This window comes from Cobetia sp. UIB-001 (assembly GCF_044789135.1).
Classification (GTDB): domain Bacteria; phylum Pseudomonadota; class Gammaproteobacteria; order Pseudomonadales; family Halomonadaceae; genus Cobetia; species Cobetia amphilecti.
The window spans coordinates 825,995-844,201 of sequence record NZ_CP058244.1; the positions used below are offsets into that span (position 1 = coordinate 825,995).

Below are 18,207 nucleotides of genomic sequence, written 5' to 3' on the forward strand. Positions count from 1 at the left end.
CTCAAACCGCGCGGAAAGGGCGTGTCATCCCGCGCGGCGGCGTGGCGAACGATGATGAAGACGCTGCCGTCAGCGAGTCAGGCTGATGGCAAGCCAGGCCGTGTAGGCCAGATAGCAGGCGAGCAGGATAACACCTGGGCCGCGACCGATGCGCCCACGGCGCTGCCAGATGAGCAGCGCGGCCAGCAGCAGCGTCAGCCCCAGCATCACCGGATAGTCACGGCTTATGGCGCTGCCATCCACCGGACCCGGTGCCAGCAGGCCCGGCACGGGCAGCACGGCGAGGATGTTGAACAGGTTGGAACCGATGACGTTGCCGATGGCGATGTCGTGGTGGCGCTTGAGGGCGCTGGCCACGCTGGCGGCCAGTTCCGGTAGGCTGGTGCCGATGGCGATCACGGTCAGGCCGATGATCAATTCCGGCACGCCGAGTGCCTGGGCGATGTCTGTCGCCCCCCACACCAACGCACGCGAGCTGGCGATCAGCACCGCCAGCCCGACCAGCAGCCAGAAGATGGCGCGCCCGGTGCTCATCTCGGGCACGTCATCCTGGCTTTCCGCCTCGCTCGGCGAGTCGACCTTGAACAGCCACACCAGCGTGAAGACCAGCAGGGCCAGCAACAGGATGCCATCGAGACGCTCGAGCCCGCTGTTGGACAGCGCATAACCGCCCAGTGCCGTGGCCGCCAGCAGCAGCGGCAGCTCGCGACGCACCAGCCCGAAATGCACCGGAATCGGGGCGATCAGCGCCGTGACGCCGAGCACCAGGCCGATATTGGCGATGTTGGAGCCCAGCGCATTGCCGGTCGCGATATCCGGAGTGCCATCAAGAGAGGCCATGATGGAGACGACGATCTCGGGGGCAGAGGTGCCGACGGAGACGATCGTCATCCCGATCAGCAGTTTGCTCATCCCGGCGCGCCACGCAGTGGCCGCGGCTCCTTCGACGAAGCGATCAGCACTCCAGACAAGACCAATCAGGCCGATGACGACTGCAAGGATGGGATATAGCATCAGAACTCTCGGGGCAGGGGGCAGGGCGGTGGCGTATCGCCGGGAACCGCGCCATTAAACGCATCCCCCCAATCCTTTGCAAGACAGTGGCCATGTTCCCATTGTCGAGCCTCTTGCCGAGCGCTTTGTTGAGCGCGTCACCACCCGCGGCACGGCTCTGTTGCCTTGATGAGACTGGCGGCACAGGGGTGGGTTCGGATACGATGTTCGCTAACTAACTTGATCCTTGGATCCCATGACTCGGACATTCGACCTGTTCGCGAGCCGACAGCGTGTGGCTCGTCACGGCGAAGGTCCCTCACAGCGGATGCTTCTATGACTGATTTGCCCGGTCAGACCGCTACCCGGACGGGTGCGGACGGCCAGGAGGCGCAGGCTTCTTCACGCGGCGCGGCAGGCGAGATCAACCTCGATGACGCCCTGATTCGTGTCGAAGGCCTGCGGTTCACCCGTGGAGAACGCGAGATATTCTCCGGCATCGACCTCAAGATCCCGCGCGGCAAGATAACCGCCATCATGGGGCCTTCCGGTACCGGCAAGACGACACTGCTCAAGTTGATCGGCGGCCAGCTGACGCCCTCGGCGGGGCGCGTCGAGATCGCCGGGTTGCACGTGCATGGCCTGTCGCGGCGCGAGCTGTTTCGCATGCGCCGTCGCATGGGCATGCTGTTTCAGAGTGGTGCCCTGTTCTCCGATCTGAGCGTGTTCGAGAACGTCGCCTTCCCGCTGCGCGTCCACACCGATCTCCCCGATGCGATGATTCGTGACATCGTGCTGATCAAGCTCGAGTCCGTCGGGCTGCGCGGCGCGCGTGAATTGATGCCGGCCGAACTCTCCGGCGGCATGACGCGGCGTGTGGCGCTGGCGCGAGCCATCGCACTGGACCCGGACCTCATCATGTACGACGAGCCCTTTGCCGGGCAGGACCCCATCTCGATGGGCGTGCTGGTCAATCTGATCCGGCGCCTCAATGATGCGCTGGGCATGACGGCGCTGGTGGTCTCGCACGACATCAAGGAAACGCTGACCATCGCCGATTACGTCTATGTGATCGCCGATGGCAAGGTGATGGCGCAGGGCACCCCCGAGGCGCTGAACGCCGAGTCGGACCCGCGCGTGGCCCAGTTCATCCACGGCAAGCCGGATGGCCCGGTGCCCTTCCATTATCCCGCCCCGGACTTCGCCGGCGACATTCTCGATGGTCGCGAATCGGCAACCCGCAGGAGAGAGTCATGAGTGGTCTGAATCGTGGCCCGCTCGGGGCCATCACGTCACTGGGCCGCAGCAGCATCGACGTGATCGCGGCCATCGGGCGTGCCGGCATGCTGCTGGTGCAGGCCGGTATCGGCATCCCGTCCCGTGAGGGCATCGGCCTGTGGGTGCGACAGATGCACTTCGTCGGTGTGCTGTCGCTGGCCATCGTGCTGGTCTCGGGGCTGTTCATCGGCATGGTGCTGGCGCTGCAGGGCTACACCATTCTGGTCGGTTTCGGTGCCGAGGAGGCGCTGGGGCAGATGGTGTCGCTGTCACTGCTGCGCGAGTTGGCACCTGTGGTCGCGGCCTTGCTGTTTGCCGGGCGTGCGGGGTCGGCGCTGACGGCGGAGATCGGCCTGATGAAGGCCACCGAGCAGTTGACCAGCATGGAGATGATCGGCGTCGATCCACTCAAGCGCATCGTCGCGCCGCGTCTGTGGGCCGGTTTCGTCTCGCTGCCGCTGCTGACCATCGGCTTCAGTGTCGTCGGCATCTGGGGCGGCAAGCTGGTGGGGGTCGACTGGCTGGGCATCTACGAGGGCGCCTACTGGAGCAGCATGCAGTCGAACGTCGATTTCATCGGTGATGTCATGAACGGCGTCATCAAGTCACTGGTCTTCGGGCTGGTGGTCAGCTGGATCGCCGTCTTCCAGGGCTATGACCTGATCCCGACCTCGGAAGGCATTTCGCGCGCCACCACACGTACCGTGGTTTATTCATCTTTGGCGGTGCTGGGACTCGACTTTGTCCTCACGGCCGTCATGTTCGGAGAGATTTGATGAAACGTACCCGCATGCTCGAGTTCGGCGTGGGCCTGTTCATACTCGCTGGTTTCCTGGGAATGGTCTTCCTGGGACTGCGTGTCAGCGGCGTCACTTTCCAGCAGGCCGATGACACCTTCGTGCTCAATGCCAACTTCTCAGGGATCGGAAGCCTCAAGGCGCGGTCAAAGGTCACGATGGCAGGTGTTGCCGTCGGCAGCGTCGAGAAGATCGAGCTGGACCCGAAGTGGTTTGACGCCCGTGTCACGATGAAGTTGGACAGCAGCCTGCGTGGCAAGCTGAGCAAGGACACCACCGCCGCCATCCTGACGTCCGGCCTGCTGGGCGAGCAGTACATCGGCCTGAGCACCGGGGGAGACCCGGACGTGCTGGAGGACGGCGATACCATTCGCGATACCCAGTCTGCACTGGTGCTGGAAGAGTTGATCCAGCAGTTCGTGTCCAATTTTTCGAAGAGCTGACTCTCGAAGCGTTGATTCTCGATGCGCTGTTCATCGAAGTGCAGGCACCCGGCGCACGCGTGTGATGCACCGACAGACCTGACTCGGTGCCTGCGGTTTCACGTTCGAGCACGATGTACATTTTCAAGGAGCAACCCCGATGACCTCTAGCCTCAAGAAGCTGATTCGTCCGTTGAGCGTGCTGAGCCTGTCCGCCCTGATGGCGCTGAGCCCGCTGGCCATGGCCGCCCCGCAGGAGCCGGACGTGCTGCTGCGCGACACGGTCGAGGGCCTGACCACCAAGATCGATAGCCGCGAGAGCTACTACAAGGACAACGTCGACGAGCTGGAAACCCTGGTGGATTCCGCGCTGAAGCCGGTGGTGGATTATCGCTACATCGCCGCCAGCGTGATGGGCAAGTACTTCAAGGGCGCCTCTCCTGAGCAGCGCACCGAATTCTCCAAGGTCTTCCATGACACCCTGATCGGTACCTACGCCAAGGGTCTGGTGAGCTTCGATTACGCCAGGCTGGACGTGAAGGACAGCGAAGGCGAGCGTCGCTATGAAGACCAGGACACCGTCTACATGGACGTGGTCGATACCAAGGGCAAGGTCTACCCGGTGGCGTATTCCATGCGTCTGCGCAACGACGAGTGGAAGGTGGTCAACGTGATCGTCAACGGCGTCAACCTGGGCCTGACCTTCCGCAACCAGTTCGATCAGGCCATGCGTGACAACGGCCGCGACATCGATGCCGTTATCAAGGGCTGGCAGCCGGATGTCGACCTCGAGAAGGGTGAGGGGGATCAGGGCAACAGCTGAGCCCTGTCGTCGCCATGACCATGAAAACTCTCTTCGATCGCGAGGGCGTCACGCTGGAAGCCGGTGACGCACGGCTGAGCCTGAGTGGCCAGCCGGATTTCGACAATGCCGCAGAGCTGGCGGATTCCGGCAGGAAATGGCTGGGGCGCCGCGAGGATGGGGTTTCCATCGATCTGTGCGGCGTGGATAGCGCCAGTACCGCCACCCTGAGCGTGCTGCTCGAGTGGCAGCGCCATCTGGCGGAGCATGGTGGGCATGTCGCTCACCTCGCGCTGTCTCCCGCATTGAGCCGACTGGCGGCAGTCTCCGGACTGGAAAACCTGCTGCCGGGGCTGAATGTTGCTGAGATCAGCGCCGAGCCCCCGCTGTCACTCGAGACGTCCTGAGTCAACGGCGGCCTGACCGCCTGTCAGGCCGCACCGCTTTGCTGGAGGCTCGAGGCTTGTTCGTATCGCCATTCATGCGCGCGGCAACGTGGAGGCAGCGATTGACTGCCAATCGCGTTCCCGCGCGCTTTTGATTACCATGTGCGGTCATATCGCATCGATCGTCGCGCAAGGATTCCCTGCCACGATCCCGACATGTACCGCGAAGGAGTCACCGCCCGTCATGCAACCGAATGATGTCAAGGCCCTGCTCGAGGCTCGTATCGAGAACGTCGATTTTCATATCCAGGGTGAGGGCTGCAATTTCCAGGTCGTCGCCGTGGGGGATGTCTTTGCCGAGCTGAGCCGCGTCAAGGCCCAGCAGCTGGTCTACTCCGCACTCAATGACGAGATCCGCTCTGGCGCGCTGCATGCCATCAGCATTCGTACCTATACCCCGGCGCAGTTCGAAGCTGCCGCCGGCAACGCTCAGGGTTGACCGGAACATTTCATGGATAAGCTGATCATCACTGGCAACGGGCCGGTCAACGGGGAAGTCTGGGCCAGCGGCGCCAAGAATTCGGCACTGCCCATTCTGGCAGCCACGCTGCTGTCGGAAGGTCCCGTGACCATCAGCAACCTGCCGCATCTGCAGGACATCACGACCAGCCTCGAGCTGCTCGGGCGCATGGGCGTCGAGCCGGTGATGGGCGACAACATGACCGTGCAGCTGGATGGCTCCAAGGTCGAGCATTGTCACGCGCCCTATGACCTGGTCAAGAAGATGCGTGCCTCGATTCTGGTGCTGGGCCCGCTGCTGGCGCACTTCGGCAGTGCCGAAGTCTCGCTGCCGGGTGGCTGCGCCATCGGCTCGCGTCCGGTGGATCTGCACATTCGTGGCCTGGAGGCGATGGGGGCCGAGATCACGGTCGAGAATGGCTACATCCGCGCCAAGGCGCCGGGTGGCCGCCTGAAGGGCGCGCGCATCGTCTTTGACGTCGTGACCGTCACCGGCACCGAGAACCTGCTGATGGCCGCGACCCTGGCCGATGGTCGCACCGTGCTCGAAAACGCCGCGCGTGAGCCGGAAGTCGTCGATCTGGCCGAGTGCCTGATCGCGATGGGCGCCAGGATCACGGGCCAGGGCTCCGACACCATCGTCATCGACGGTGTCGAGAAGCTGCACGGCTGTGAATACTCCGTCATGCCGGACCGCATCGAGACCGGTACCTTCCTGGTCGCGGCGGCCGCCTCGCGCGGCAAGGTGCGTGTCACGCGTACGCGTGCCGATACCCTGGACGCCGTACTGGCCAAGCTGGAAGAAGCCGGCGCCACCATCACCACCGGTGATGACTGGATCGAGCTGGACATGCACGGCAAGCGCCCGAAGGCAGTCAATATCCGCACGGCGCCGTACCCGGCATTCCCCACCGACATGCAGGCCCAGTTCGTGGCGATGAATGCGGTCGCGGAAGGCACCAGCACCGTGATCGAGACCATCTTCGAGAACCGCTTCATGCACGTGCAGGAGCTCAACCGCATGGGCGCCCACATCGCGCTCGAGGGCAACACCGCAGTCGTGACCGGCACCGAGCGCCTGTCCGGTGCGCCGGTGATGGCAACCGACCTGCGCGCCTCTGCCTCGCTGGTGATCGCGGCGATCGTCGCCGACGGCGAGACCATGGTCGACCGCATCTATCACATCGACCGCGGTTACGAGTGCATCGAAGAGAAGCTGTCCGGGCTGAATGTGATCATCCGTCGCTCCGCCGGCTGATCAGTGCCCCACCTCGCGCTGTCGGTCTTGATTGACCGGCAGCGCGTGCCGAATTCCTACGTACAAGCACGGGCGAATACCCCATGAGCAAGCAACTGGTCGTCGCCCTCTCCAAGGGGCGTATTCTCAAGGAAACCCTGCCGCTGCTGGCTGACGCTGGCATCGAGCCGCTGGAAGATCTCGACAAGAGCCGCAAGCTGCTCTTCGATACCAATCTGCCGGACGTCAAGCTGGTCATCATCCGTGCCACCGACGTGCCGACCTACGTGCAGCTGGGCGCCGCCGATCTCGGTATCGCCGGCAAGGACGTGCTGCTCGAGCATGGTGCCGAAGGCCTGTACGAGCCGCTGGACCTGGAAATCGCCAAGTGCCGCCTGATGACCGCCGGTGTCGTCGGTCAGCAGCAGCAGGGCGCTCGCCGCCGTGTCGCGACCAAGTTCGTCGATGTCGCGCGTCGCTATTACGCCGAGCAGGGCATCCAGGCCGAAGTCATCAAGCTCTACGGCGCGATGGAACTGGCCCCGCTGATGAATCTGGCCGACGAGATCGTCGATATCGTCGACACCGGCAACACCCTGCGCGCCAATGGCATGGAGCCGCGCGAGCTGATCACCGACATCAGCACGCGTCTGGTGGTCAACAAGGCCGCCATGACCATGAAGCACGATCGCCTCAAGCCGCTGATCGATCGCCTGCGTCAGGCCGTGGAAGTCCGCCGCGAGGCGTGATGGCCGCGTGCTGTCGGCATCGACCCGCTGGATACCCAAGGTCGCATAGATGACCGTGGCAGAAGATGACTCTCGAAACACCAGCTGCCGCCCCTGCTCGTCACGATGATCGTCGCGGTGCTCATCAAGAGTTCATCACGATGCTTATCAAGATGATGCGGGCAGGCGCTGGACAGAGCCCGTCCGGTTCAGCCTTCTCTGCCAAGCAATGAGAAAAGAGGTTCGCATGGATACCTTGATCAACCGGCTTGATAGCCGTGATACCGATTTTACTGCCCGCCTGGACCGCTTGCTGTCATGGGAGGGCGTGTCCGATGCCGAGGTACAGCATCGTGTCACCGACATCCTCGCGCGCGTCAAGCAGGAAGGCGATGCGGCGCTGGTGGAGTTCTCCAACCGCTTCGACCGCCTGAATGTCTCGAGCATGGCCGAGCTGGTCATCGGTGCCGAGCGTCTGGCCCAGGCCTATGCCGACCTGCCGGCGGATCAGCGCGAGGCGCTGGCCGTGGCTGCCGAGCGTGTGCGCGTCTATCACGAGCATCAGAAGCCGGAAAGCTGGTCTTTCAAGGACGAGCACGGCAGCCTGCTGGGCCAGAAGGTCACGCCGCTGGACCGCGCCGGGATCTACGTGCCGGGCGGCAAGGCGGCCTATCCGTCTTCCGTGCTGATGAACGCGATTCCGGCGCATGTCGCGGGCGTGCGCGAGATCATCATGGTCGTGCCGACGCCGGACGGCGTGGTCAATGAGCTGGTGCTGGCCGCGGCGCATCTGGCGGGCATCGATCGTGTCTTCACCATCGGCGGCGCCCAGGCCGTGGCGGCACTGGCCTATGGCACCGAGACCGTGCCGCGCGTCGACAAGATCGTCGGCCCCGGCAACATCTACGTGGCGACTGCCAAGCGTGCGGTGTTCGGTCAGGTCGGTATCGACATGATCGCCGGGCCGTCCGAGATTCTGGTGGTCAGCGATGGCGTGACCGACCCGGACTGGCTGGCGATGGACCTGTTCTCCCAGGCCGAGCACGACGAAGATGCCCAGGCGATCCTGATCGGGTGGGATGACGAGCACCTGGCCGCCGTCGAGGCCTCCATCGAGCGCCTGGCGCCGACCATGGAGCGTGCCGAGATCATCCTGACCTCGCTGCGTGAGCGCGGTGCCCTGATTCGCGTCAGCGGGCCGGAGCAGGCGCTGGAGCTGACCAACCGCATCGCGCCGGAGCACCTGGAGCTCTCGGTGGCGAATCCGGAGGAGTGGGTCGAGGGCGTGCGTCACGCCGGCGCCATTTTCATGGGTTCGCACACCTCCGAGGCGCTGGGCGATTACTGCGCCGGGCCGAACCACGTGCTGCCGACTTCCGGCACCGCGCGCTTCTCCTCGCCGCTGGGCGTCTATGACTTCCAGAAGCGCTCCTCGCTGATCCAGTGCTCGCCGGAAGGCGCGTCGGTGCTTGGGCGTACCGCCTCGGTGCTGGCGCGCGGCGAGTCGCTGACGGCGCACGCGCGCAGTGCCGAGAATCGCATTCTCGACTGAGCCTGAGCCAGAAACTGAGACTGAGACTGAGCCTTGTCTGGTCAGTCAAAAAAGCCCCGCGACGGTCTCCGTCGCGGGGCTTTTGTCATCATGGGGCGGGTGTTCTACTCAAGGCGTCGTGCCGATGGCTCCGCTTCAGCCCTTGTCCTGCAAGGATGGCTCGACGGCCGTCGGCGTGTTGTCGGGAATCGGGCGCTCGCCGACCTTGACGTCGATGTCCAGCGTCTTGCCGTCACGCAGCAGGCGCAACTCCAGCGCATTGCCGGGTTTGACGGCGGCGATGTCGGCCATGGCCAGGCGAGCATCCAGCAGGCGCTTGCCGCCGATGGCGGTCAGGATATCGCCCGGGCGCAGACCGGCGCGCGCGGCAGGGCCATCACGCAGCACGGCGGCCACCACCACGCCTTGCGGGGCGCTCAGGCCGAAGGAGTGCGCCAGCGACGGCGTCAGCTCCTGCACTTCCAGTCCCAGCCAGCCACGAATCACGCGCCCGTGGTCGACCAGCGATTCGAGGATGTCGCGCGCCAGGTTGGCGGGGATGGCGAAGCCGATGCCCTGCGAACCGCCGGAGCGCGAATAGATGGCGGTATTGATGCCGACCAGTGAGCCGTCGGTGTTGATCAGCGCGCCGCCGGAATTGCCGGGGTTGATCGCGGCATCGGTCTGGATGAAGTCTTCATAGGCGTTCAGACCAAGGTGGTTGCGTCCGGTGGCCGAGATGATGCCCATGGTGACCGTCTGGCCGACCCCGAAGGGGTTGCCGATCGCCAGCGAGACATCGCCGACGTGGACCTGGGTGGAATCGGCAATCGCCACGGTGGGCAGGTTGTCGAGGTCGATCTTGAGCGCCGCGAGGTCGGATTCCGGGTCCACACCCACGACCTTGGCGAATGTCTCGCGGCCATCGCGCAGGGCGACCTGAATCTGGTCGGCGCCCTGGATGACGTGGTTGTTGGTCAGGATATAGCCGTCACTGGAGAGAATGACCCCAGAGCCCAGGCTCGACAGCATGCGCTGGCTGCGCAGGGCGTCTTCGCCGTAGAACTGGTTGAAGAAGGGGTCGGACATCAGCGGATGCTTGCTGTCGTCCTTGATCTCGCGCGAGGAGTAGATGTTGACCACCGCCGGTGCGGCGGCGTCCACCGCGGCCTGATAGCTGGCCGGGCCGCTGTTGCGCTGCAGCGGCGGTGCTTCACGCAGTACCGGGTCTGCCGACTCCTCGCGCTGCGCCGCTGACAGCGTCAGGCTCGGAGGCGGCAGCACCTGCTGATTGGCGGCAGAGTTCTGAGATGGGCTCGGGTAGGGGGTGTTGCCGGCCTGCTCGTTCTGCTGCGGGGCGGGCTCGCCCAGACCCAGCGTCGGAAAGCGGTCCAGCACGACGACGGCCAGCAGGACGCCGGTGACGACGGGCCACAGTAGCGGGAGCAGTGTGCTGCGAAGAGAACGGGGCATCGGATTACCTGATAAAAAGTCCGCGCACCGACGCGATGCTGCGGACATGAAGATGAATAGCCTGAAGATCCACGTGTCACGCGAAGGGATGGCCCCGGTCAAGGCTCGACACGCTTACATGGCGCCGATGCGCCGTTACAATGCTCGCCAGTGTAACACTCGATGACTCTGACTGCTGGAGGCCCAATGGCTGATCGTGACACGCTGATGAAGGCGCTGGATGGATGTCTGGAGGTGCAGGCCTTCAAGGACTATACCGTCAATGGCTTGCAGGTGGAGGGGCGCCGTGAGGTGCGCCGCGTGATGACCGGCGTGACGGCCAGTCAGGCGCTGCTCGATGAGGCGCTCGCCTGGCAGGCCGACCTGGTGCTGGTGCACCACGGTTACTTCTGGAAGAACGAGCCGGCCCAGATCACCGGCATGAAGCGTCGGCGCCTCAAGACCTTGCTGGCCAATGACATCAATCTGGCGGCCTATCACCTGCCGTTGGATGCGCATCCGACACTTGGCAACAATGCCCAGCTGGCCGAGCGTCTGGGGCTGATCAGTGAAGGCTGTCTGGATGGCGTGCCCGGGCGTGGCCTGGTGCATGTCGGGCGTCTGGCCGCTGAGGTGGAAGGGCTGGACAGCACCGCGCTGGGGGCCGAGTTCAGTCGGCGTCTCGGGCGTGAGGTGCTGGTCGTGGCCGGCCATGATCGCCCCATCAAGCGCATTGCCTGGTGCACCGGCGGCGCTCAGGACTATATCGGTCTGGCCATCGAGGCCGGTGTCGATGCCTTCCTCTCGGGCGAGATCTCCGAGCGCACCACCCATAGCGCCCGCGAAGAGGGAGTGACCTACTTCGCGGCGGGCCATCATGCGACCGAGCGTGACGGTGTGCGGGCCCTCGGCGAGTGGCTGGCCGCCGAGCATGGTGTAGAGCACCGCTTCGTGGATATCGACAATCCGGCGTGACATCTGATGCCGGAAACGACAACGGCCACCTCGAGAGGTGGCCGTTGTCGTTGTCGCTGTCGTTTTCAGATGCCGTGAGAGGTCCACGACAGCAGGGCGATCAGATACGCGGCGGGTTGGTGGCCGGTGTCTCGCCTTCACTCGGTTGCGGCTTGAGGCCGAAGTCCTCTGACAGGGTGCCACGGTTGTCGGCGTAATCACGCGGCAGGTCGACCTTGTCGGTCTCGCTGTCGTCCGGCGTGGTGTCAGTGTCCAGCAGGCGGCGCTTGAGCTGGCTGTCATCGCACAGCGCGGTGGCGCCAGTGGCCAGATGCTGGCGCAGCTCATTGCCGGCGCGCTGGATCTGGTCGGTCAGGTCGCTGGCCTTGGAGAAGTGGTCGTTGAGGGCATCGCGGAACTGGGTCAGCTCCAGCTCGCGCTCAGCCAGCTTCTGGCGGGTCTTCTGGTTGCGGGCCACGTTGGCATTCAGCAGGTGGTAGCACAAGGCGCCGATACCGATGCCAGCCAGAAAACAGGCAATGGCCAGGATCCAGTCAATGTTGCTCTCGTTCACGTCGCTCTCCTTGTGTCACGACTGCGGTGATCGTCACCGCTGGGGCATGGTAGCGCTGAGATACGATGCCGGTATTCAATGATGTTCCATCACGCCGATCTCGGGATCGGTCTGGTGTCCAGCAGGTCAGCGCCGCTTGCCGCTGTCCTTCTTGCGTCAGTCTGTCGTGCCGCTTGCGTTTCAAAAGCGTCCACGCGCCATTATATCGGTGTGGTGCAGCGATGCGTCAATTCACGCGGCGCGCGACCTTGGTCGCCTGTCGGCGCAGCCGGCGGGGTGTGGGCGGATGCCAGCTCACGCCCTGCGAGCAATGCGCGCGGCGAAAGTCACGTCGTGCAGCCGATTGCTGGTCGGTGAGTGGGTAAAGTGGCCATCAAGGCGTATAATGCCGCGCAATTTCGTCCTTGCCTGCCCGCCGTGTCGGGTCAGGCGTGATCTTGTTCCTTTCATGTCAGGCGTGCGCCAGTGCGTGGCGCCTGACCTGCAGCGGGTTTCTCAATGCCAGCACCGACGCCTCTCGAGAAGTACCAGGCAGACCTCAAGCGTGATGACTTTGCCTACGATGCCGCCCAGGAAGATGCGGTCCGCCATCTGCAGCGTCTCTACGACGACCTCGTGCGCATGCCGCGTCAGACGCCCGACAAGGTGTCCGACGCGACGGGTGGCGGCGGGCTGGGCTCCAAGGTGCGTCGTCTGTTCGGCAAGCCGTCACGCACGGCGCCTGTCGATGAAGCGCCCGAGATCATGGGCCTCTACTTCTGGGGCGGCGTGGGGCGCGGCAAGACCTACCTCGTCGATACCTTCTACGAGAGCCTGCCGTTTGCCGACAAGATGCGCACGCACTTCCACCGCTTCATGCAGCGTGTCCACAATGAACTCGGCCACTACAAGGGCGAGAAGAACCCGCTGACTCTGGTGGCGGCCAAGTTCGCCGTCGAGGCGCGCGTGATCTGTTTTGACGAATTCTTCGTCAAGGACATCACCGATGCGATGATTCTCGCCACCCTGTTCGAAGAGCTGTTCAAGCAGGGCGTGGTGCTGGTCGCGACCTCCAATATCGTGCCGGATGACCTCTACAAGGACGGCCTGCAGCGGGCGCGCTTCCTGCCGGCGATCGACCTGGTCAAGCGTCACTGCACGGTGGTCAACGTCGATTCCGGCATCGACTACCGCCTGCGCGCGCTGGAGCACGCCGAGCTCTTCCATAGCCCGCTGGGCGACGACAGTGCCGCGCGGCTGGCGCGGGAATTCCGCTCCATCGCCGGTGCCGAAGGCCATGCCGATGAAGGTCTGAGCATCAATCATCGCGTGCTGCACGCCCTGCGTCGCCATGAGGACGTGGTGTGGTTCCACTTCGATGAGCTGTGTGATGGCCCGCGTAGCCAGAATGACTACATTGAGCTTGCGCGTGAGTTCCACACCGTGCTGGTGTCCGAGGTGCCGCAGATGGGGCGCGACAGCGACGACCAGGTGCGTCGCTTCATCAACATGGTCGATGAGTTCTATGACCGTGGCGTCAAGCTGTTGATGAGCGCCGCGACGCCCGTCGAGGACCTCTATACCGGCGGCAACCTGGATTTCGAATTCCAGCGCACGCTGTCACGTCTGCAGGAAATGCAATCGCGTGAGTATCTCGCGCTGCCGCACAAGCCGTGAGACCCGCGGCAAGGGCAAAATAGCCTTTGTGGTAGGCGGGCATGGCATGTACAATGCGCGCTCGCTCGAACTGTTGACCGGTTCTCGAGCCATCCTGAGTCATTCACTCCTGATGGGCGAGGGCAGTCTGGAGATGAGAGGACAGTGACTGCGCAAGCAGCACGCCGCTCGCTGCCAGACGTCGGACAACCAAGAAAAATAGGGATTGGTCGCGCACACAAGTGCAAGACCCGACTATAGGTGATTCATCCATGAAGACGTTTACTGCTAAGCCGCAGTCCGTCCAGCGTGACTGGTTCGTCGTCGACGCAGCCGGCAAGACGCTGGGCCGTATGGCTACCGAAATTGCTCGTCGCCTGCGCGGCAAGCATAAAGCCGAGTACACTCCGCACGTTGATACTGGCGATTACATCGTCGTCATCAATGCCGAGAAAGTCGCTGTGACAGGTCGCAAGGCAGAAGCCAAGACCTACTACCGTCACACCGGTTACCCGGGCGGCCTGCGCTCCATGAACTTCAACCAGATGATCGAGCACAAGCCTGAGCGCGTGATCGAACTGGCTGTCAAGGGCATGCTGCCGAAGGGCCCGCTGGGTCGTGCCATGCAGTCCAAGCTGAAAGTCTATGCTGGCTCCGAGCATCCGCACGCTGCGCAGCAGCCGCAAGAACTGAACATCTGAGGGAAGCATCGCCATGACACAGCAGCACTACGGTACCGGGCGCCGCAAGACTTCTACCGCGCGCGTCTTCCTGAAGCCGGGCACCGGCAAAATCACCGTCAACCAGCGTGACCTGAACGACTACTTCGGTCGTGTGACAGGCCGCATGGTTGTCCGTCAGCCGCTCGAGCTGACCGAAACTACCGAACAGTTCGACGTCTACGTCACTGTTGCTGGTGGTGGTGGTTCTGCTCAAGCCGGCGCTATCCGTCACGGCATCACTCGTGCCCTGATGGCTTACAACGAAGACTTCCGTCCGGCCCTCCGCGCCGCCGGTTACGTCACTCGTGACGCTCGTGAAGTCGAGCGTAAGAAAGTCGGCCTGCGCAAGGCCCGTCGTCGTCCGCAGTTCTCCAAGCGTTAAGAGAACTCGCGTCGACCACAAGAACGTCCAGTGCCCGCAAGGGTGCTGGACGTTTTTTTTGCGGTCTCGCTGCACGATTGACGAAAGCGGCTTTGGTCAAGGTGGCTTTCTTGAGTTGTGAGCGCTCTGTTCTTGCCCTTTAATACAAGCAAGCATCAAGTGCTCGGCAAGTGGATGGCCCAGCATCAAGCGGTAGTGTTTGGGAGATAACAATAAAATGTCAGATCAAGCTGTGAACCGAGGGCGACGCCGCTTCCTCGTCAGCGCAACCACCGTGGTCGGGGCGGTAGGGGTGGTCGGTATCGCAACGCCCTTCCTGGCGTCCTGGCAGCCAAGTGCGCGTGCCCGTGCGGCAGGCGCGCCTGTCACGGCGGATATCTCGCGGCTGGCACCCGGCCAGCAGATGACCATCGAGTGGCGCGGCAAGCCGGTGTGGGTGGTGCGTCGCACCCCCGAGATGATCGCCGATATCCGCGCCATCCCCCCCGCAGAGCTGCAGGACCCCGAGTCACTGCGTCCCCAGCAGCCCCCTTATGTCGATGCCGTGCTGCGTTCCATCAAGCCGGAATATGTGGTGTTGGTGGGTATCTGCACGCACCTGGGCTGCTCGCCTGGCTATCGTCCCGAGATCGGCGCGGCGGATCTCGGTGCGGACTGGCCGGGCGGCTATCTGTGTGCCTGTCATGGGTCCAAGTTCGATCTCGCCGGGCGAGTCTTCACCGGAGTGCCGGCGCCTTCGAATCTTGAGGTGCCGCCGCATCGCTACGAGAGTGAGCAGGTGCTGGTGGTGGGTGTCGACGAGGAGGCTGCCTGATGGGGAATCCAAACCGTGCCAAGGCGCCACGCGGCATCATGCGCTGGATCGATGACCGCCTGCCGGCCACCCAGTTTCTGCAGGACCATCTGACCGGCTACTACGCGCCGAAGAACTTCAACTTCTTCTACTTCTTCGGCTCGCTGGCCTTGCTGGTGCTGGTCAATCAGATATTGACCGGCATCTGGCTGACGATGAGCTATACGCCGAGCGCCGAGGAGGCCTTTGCCTCCATCGAGTACATCATGCGCGATGTGGAGTACGGCTGGCTGATCCGCTACATGCATTCCACCGGCGCCTCGGCCTTCTTTGTTGTCATCTATCTGCACATGTTCCGTGGCCTGCTGTATGGCTCCTACCGTGCGCCTCGCGAGCTGGTATGGATCTTCGGCATGTGCATCTATCTGGCGCTGATGGCCGAGGCCTTCATGGGCTATCTGCTGCCCTGGGGGCAGATGTCCTACTGGGGCGCGCAGGTGATCATCTCGCTGTTCACGGCGATTCCGGTCATCGGGGCAGACCTGGCGCAGATGATACGTGGCGACTACCTGATCTCGGGAATCACCCTGAACCGCTTCTTTGCGCTGCATGTCATTGCCTTGCCGCTGGTGATCGTCGGGCTGGTGGTGCTGCATCTGGTGGCGTTGCACGAGGTGGGCTCGAACAACCCCGATGGCATCGAGATCAAGGACAGGAAGGATGAGGCGGGGCAGCCGCTGGATGGCATTCCCTTCCATCCCTATTACACGGTGAAGGACCTCGTCGGCGTCGGCGTCTTCCTGTTCGTGTTCTGTGCGGTGATCTTCTACTTCCCCGAAGGCGGCGGCTACTTCCTGGAGACGCCGAACTTCGAGCCGGCCAATTCGCTGAAGACGCCCGAGCACATCGCGCCGGTGTGGTACTTCACGCCGTTCTACGCCATGTTGCGCGCGGTCAATTACCCGCTGTTCGGCGTGGATGCCAAGTTCTGGGGCGTGGTGGTCATGGGACTGGCGATCGCCATCCTGTTCGTGCTGCCGTGGCTGGATCGCTCGGCGGTGCGCTCGATCCGCTACAAGGGCTGGCTGTCGCGTATCGCCATCGTCATCTTCGTGGTCAGTTTCGTGACGCTGGGCGTGCTGGGGGTGATGCCGCCCACGCAGGAGCGCACGATCATCGCGCAGCTGGCGACCGTGGCATATTTCGCCTTCTTCATATTGATGCCGCTGTATACGCGCTTCGAGACGACGCGAGCGGTGCCTGACAGGGTGGCGGGCCGATGAGCGCGCTGATGGGTGGGTCAAGGAAGTGGCTCAAACGCGGGCTGGCAGCAGGGTTGCTGGCCGTAGTGAGCCTGATGGGGGCGGGCATGGTGAGCGCGGCGAGCAGCGCGGTGCCGCTGGAGACGATGCAGCCGGATCTGCATGATCAGCCCTCGCTGCAGCGAGGCATGCAGCTTTACACCAATTACTGCCTCGGCTGTCATAGTCTGCAGTATCAGCGTTACTCGCGTGCCGCAGAGGACCTGGGGATGCCCGAGGACCTGGTCGAGCAATATCTGATTCTCTCGCCAGCGCTCAAGATCAATGACACCATGCGCACGGGCATGCAGAAAGATGACGCGGCCGGCTGGTTCGGCACGCCGCCACCGGATCTGTCGCTCGAGGCGCGTCTGCGCGGCACGGACTGGATCTACACCTATCTGAAGAGCTTCTATCGCGATGCGTCACGGCCGTGGGGCGTGAACAATGCGGTCTTCCCCCAGGTCGGCATGCCGCATGTGCTGGAATCGCTGCAGGGCGTGCAGGAAAAGGTCTGTGGGCAGAGTGACCTGGCGGTAGCGGGGGCGGAGATCGATCCCGACACGGGGCGTTATGCGTCCTGTGATATTCTAGAGATCACCCAGCCTGGCAGCATGACGGCAGGGGAGTTTGATCAAGCGATGTGGGATCTGACCAATTTTCTGGCCTATGTCGGCGAGCCTTCGCGGCTCAAGGCTGAGAGCATGGCCCCCAAGGTGTTAATATTCATTCTGATCTTTACCTTGCTGGCGTATCTTCTCAAGAAGGAATACTGGCGCGACATTCATTGATGGCCCCCGGGGCGGGGTCTCAGTGATAATGGCGAGCCGGCAGTGACGGGCGCGCGGCTGATCAGTCGCGCGCCCGCTTGCGTCGCCTTGAGGTGGCGCAGGCTGACCCTCTGGCAGGGCCCGTTGTGACAAGGGCAGGCCAGAGGAAACTTATCCCCGTTTGTCAGGCCAAAAGCTGACACGGGCATGTCTCGAACAGATGCGAGGACAGTTTCATGGGTGTTGTGGCCAAGCGTTCATCGATGACCTTCTACTCCGGTGGTGACGACCACTTCAGCCACCGTGTACGGATCGTGCTGGCCGAGAAGGGTGTGGCAGTCGATATCATTGATGTGGATGATGACAGCCGTCCGGCCGAACTGGCCGACCTGAACCCGTACAACAGTGTGCCGACGCTGCTGGATCGCGACCTGGTGCTCTACGAGTCCAAGGTCATGATGGAATATCTGGACGAGCGTTTCCCGCATCCGCCGCTGTTGCCGGTGTATCCGGTGGCGCGCGCCCAGAGCCGTCTGTGGATGCATCGCATCGAGCGCGAATGGGTGCCGATGATGGAAACCATCCAGACAGGCACCAAGAAGGAAGCCGACAAGGCGCGCAAGGAATTGCGTGAAAGCCTGATCGGCATTTCCCCGATCTTCGACGACATGCCGTTCTTCATGAGCGACGAGTTCTCGCTGGTGGACACCTGCATTGCCCCGATCCTGTGGCGCTTGCCGACACTGGGAATCGAGCTGCCGGAGAAGCAGGTCAAGCCGCTGCTGACCTACATGGAGCGGTTGTTCGGGCGTGATGCCTTCAAGGCGTCGCTGTCCGAGGCCGAGCGCGAGATGCGCATCTGATCCGTGCGTGATCCTTCGGTCGCTGATCGATCGGTCACGCATTCGGGCTTTCGTCCTCGCTCATCAGT

General features: G+C 63.3%; 20 protein-coding genes. 17 read left to right on the top strand and 3 right to left on the bottom strand.

Annotated features, from left to right (window positions below; all coding sequences use genetic code 11):
• Positions 1 to 69: 69 nt before the first annotated feature.
• The gene (locus HA399_RS03480; protein WP_043332549.1) at positions 70 to 1,014 is read right to left on the bottom strand and encodes a calcium/sodium antiporter; all 945 of its coding nucleotides are present in this window, start codon (positions 1,012 to 1,014) and stop codon (positions 70 to 72) included.
• A 315-nt stretch (positions 1,015 to 1,329) separates the two neighbouring features.
• On the opposite strand from HA399_RS03480, the gene HA399_RS03485 reads away from it, so the two are divergent.
• The 9 genes from HA399_RS03485 (at position 1,330) to hisD (ending at position 8,714) form a co-directional block, all read left to right on the top strand.
• On the top strand, positions 1,330 to 2,250 hold the full coding sequence (locus HA399_RS03485) for an ATP-binding cassette domain-containing protein (protein ID WP_284726413.1): 921 nt from the start codon (positions 1,330 to 1,332) through the stop codon (positions 2,248 to 2,250).
• Positions 2,247 to 3,047, top strand: a complete 801-nt coding sequence (mlaE, locus tag HA399_RS03490; RefSeq protein WP_043332547.1) for a lipid asymmetry maintenance ABC transporter permease subunit MlaE — start codon at positions 2,247 to 2,249, stop codon at positions 3,045 to 3,047. The genes HA399_RS03485 and mlaE overlap by 4 nt, the downstream gene beginning before the upstream one ends.
• Positions 3,047 to 3,511: an outer membrane lipid asymmetry maintenance protein MlaD gene (mlaD, locus tag HA399_RS03495; protein WP_043332545.1), complete on the top strand. Its 465-nt coding sequence runs from the start codon at positions 3,047 to 3,049 to the stop codon at positions 3,509 to 3,511. The genes mlaE and mlaD overlap by 1 nt, the downstream gene beginning before the upstream one ends.
• 139 nt (positions 3,512 to 3,650) lie before the next feature.
• Positions 3,651 to 4,313, top strand: a complete 663-nt coding sequence (locus HA399_RS03500; RefSeq protein ID WP_043332543.1) for a phospholipid-binding protein MlaC — start codon at positions 3,651 to 3,653, stop codon at positions 4,311 to 4,313.
• A gap of 14 nt (positions 4,314 to 4,327) precedes the next feature.
• Complete coding sequence (locus HA399_RS03505) at positions 4,328 to 4,699, top strand: lipid asymmetry maintenance protein MlaB (RefSeq protein ID WP_054555102.1); 372 nt, start codon at positions 4,328 to 4,330, stop codon at positions 4,697 to 4,699.
• Between the two features lie 223 nt (positions 4,700 to 4,922).
• On the top strand, positions 4,923 to 5,177 hold the full coding sequence (locus HA399_RS03510) for a BolA family protein (RefSeq protein WP_043332541.1): 255 nt from the start codon (positions 4,923 to 4,925) through the stop codon (positions 5,175 to 5,177).
• 12 nt (positions 5,178 to 5,189) lie between these two features.
• Positions 5,190 to 6,455, top strand: a complete 1,266-nt coding sequence (gene murA, locus HA399_RS03515; RefSeq protein WP_043332539.1) for a UDP-N-acetylglucosamine 1-carboxyvinyltransferase — start codon at positions 5,190 to 5,192, stop codon at positions 6,453 to 6,455.
• 83 nt (positions 6,456 to 6,538) lie between these two features.
• Positions 6,539 to 7,183, top strand: a complete 645-nt coding sequence (gene hisG / locus HA399_RS03520; RefSeq protein ID WP_131431369.1) for an ATP phosphoribosyltransferase — start codon at positions 6,539 to 6,541, stop codon at positions 7,181 to 7,183.
• Positions 7,184 to 7,409: 226 nt separating this feature from the next.
• Positions 7,410 to 8,714 carry a histidinol dehydrogenase gene (hisD, locus tag HA399_RS03525; protein ID WP_107335420.1) on the top strand — a complete coding sequence of 435 codons (1,305 nt, stop codon included), beginning with the start codon at positions 7,410 to 7,412 and terminating at the stop codon, positions 8,712 to 8,714.
• Between the two features lie 135 nt (positions 8,715 to 8,849).
• Here the strand turns inward: hisD and HA399_RS03530 are convergent, their stop codons facing one another.
• A complete protein-coding gene (locus HA399_RS03530) occupies positions 8,850 to 10,166 on the bottom strand; it encodes a S1C family serine protease (RefSeq protein ID WP_404326069.1) in 1,317 nt (438 codons plus the stop codon).
• Between the two features lie 186 nt (positions 10,167 to 10,352).
• Here HA399_RS03530 and HA399_RS03535 point away from each other — a divergent pair, with 186 nt between their 5' ends.
• Positions 10,353 to 11,120 (top strand): Nif3-like dinuclear metal center hexameric protein, encoded by a 768-nt coding sequence (locus HA399_RS03535; protein ID WP_404326072.1) that lies wholly within the window; start codon positions 10,353 to 10,355, stop codon positions 11,118 to 11,120.
• A gap of 100 nt (positions 11,121 to 11,220) precedes the next feature.
• On the opposite strand, the gene HA399_RS03540 is transcribed toward HA399_RS03535, so the two are convergent.
• Positions 11,221 to 11,673, bottom strand: coding sequence for a YhcB family protein (locus HA399_RS03540; RefSeq protein WP_043332529.1), 453 nt, complete (start codon positions 11,671 to 11,673; stop codon positions 11,221 to 11,223).
• 498 nt (positions 11,674 to 12,171) lie between these two features.
• On the opposite strand from HA399_RS03540, the gene zapE reads away from it, so the two are divergent.
• The 7 genes from zapE (at position 12,172) to sspA (ending at position 18,139) form a co-directional block, all read left to right on the top strand.
• Positions 12,172 to 13,329, top strand: a complete 1,158-nt coding sequence (gene zapE, locus HA399_RS03545) for a cell division protein ZapE (RefSeq protein ID WP_404326074.1) — start codon at positions 12,172 to 12,174, stop codon at positions 13,327 to 13,329.
• 251 nt (positions 13,330 to 13,580) lie between these two features.
• On the top strand, positions 13,581 to 14,009 hold the full coding sequence (gene rplM / locus HA399_RS03550; RefSeq protein ID WP_043332524.1) for a 50S ribosomal protein L13: 429 nt from the start codon (positions 13,581 to 13,583) through the stop codon (positions 14,007 to 14,009).
• Between the two features lie 13 nt (positions 14,010 to 14,022).
• Entirely contained in the window at positions 14,023 to 14,412 is a 390-nt protein-coding gene (gene rpsI / locus HA399_RS03555) for a 30S ribosomal protein S9 (RefSeq protein ID WP_043332522.1), read from the top strand.
• A 217-nt stretch (positions 14,413 to 14,629) separates the two neighbouring features.
• Positions 14,630 to 15,226: a ubiquinol-cytochrome c reductase iron-sulfur subunit gene (gene petA / locus HA399_RS03560; protein ID WP_043332520.1), complete on the top strand. Its 597-nt coding sequence runs from the start codon at positions 14,630 to 14,632 to the stop codon at positions 15,224 to 15,226.
• Entirely contained in the window at positions 15,226 to 16,488 is a 1,263-nt protein-coding gene (locus tag HA399_RS03565; protein ID WP_216059708.1) for a cytochrome bc complex cytochrome b subunit, read from the top strand. The genes petA and HA399_RS03565 overlap by 1 nt, the downstream gene beginning before the upstream one ends.
• Positions 16,485 to 17,297, top strand: coding sequence for a cytochrome c1 (locus tag HA399_RS03570; RefSeq protein WP_404326078.1), 813 nt, complete (start codon positions 16,485 to 16,487; stop codon positions 17,295 to 17,297). Before HA399_RS03565 ends, HA399_RS03570 begins: the two co-directional genes overlap by 4 nt.
• A gap of 215 nt (positions 17,298 to 17,512) precedes the next feature.
• Positions 17,513 to 18,139: a stringent starvation protein SspA gene (gene sspA, locus HA399_RS03575; protein WP_043332516.1), complete on the top strand. Its 627-nt coding sequence runs from the start codon at positions 17,513 to 17,515 to the stop codon at positions 18,137 to 18,139.
• The last annotated feature ends 68 nt before the right edge of the window (positions 18,140 to 18,207 follow it).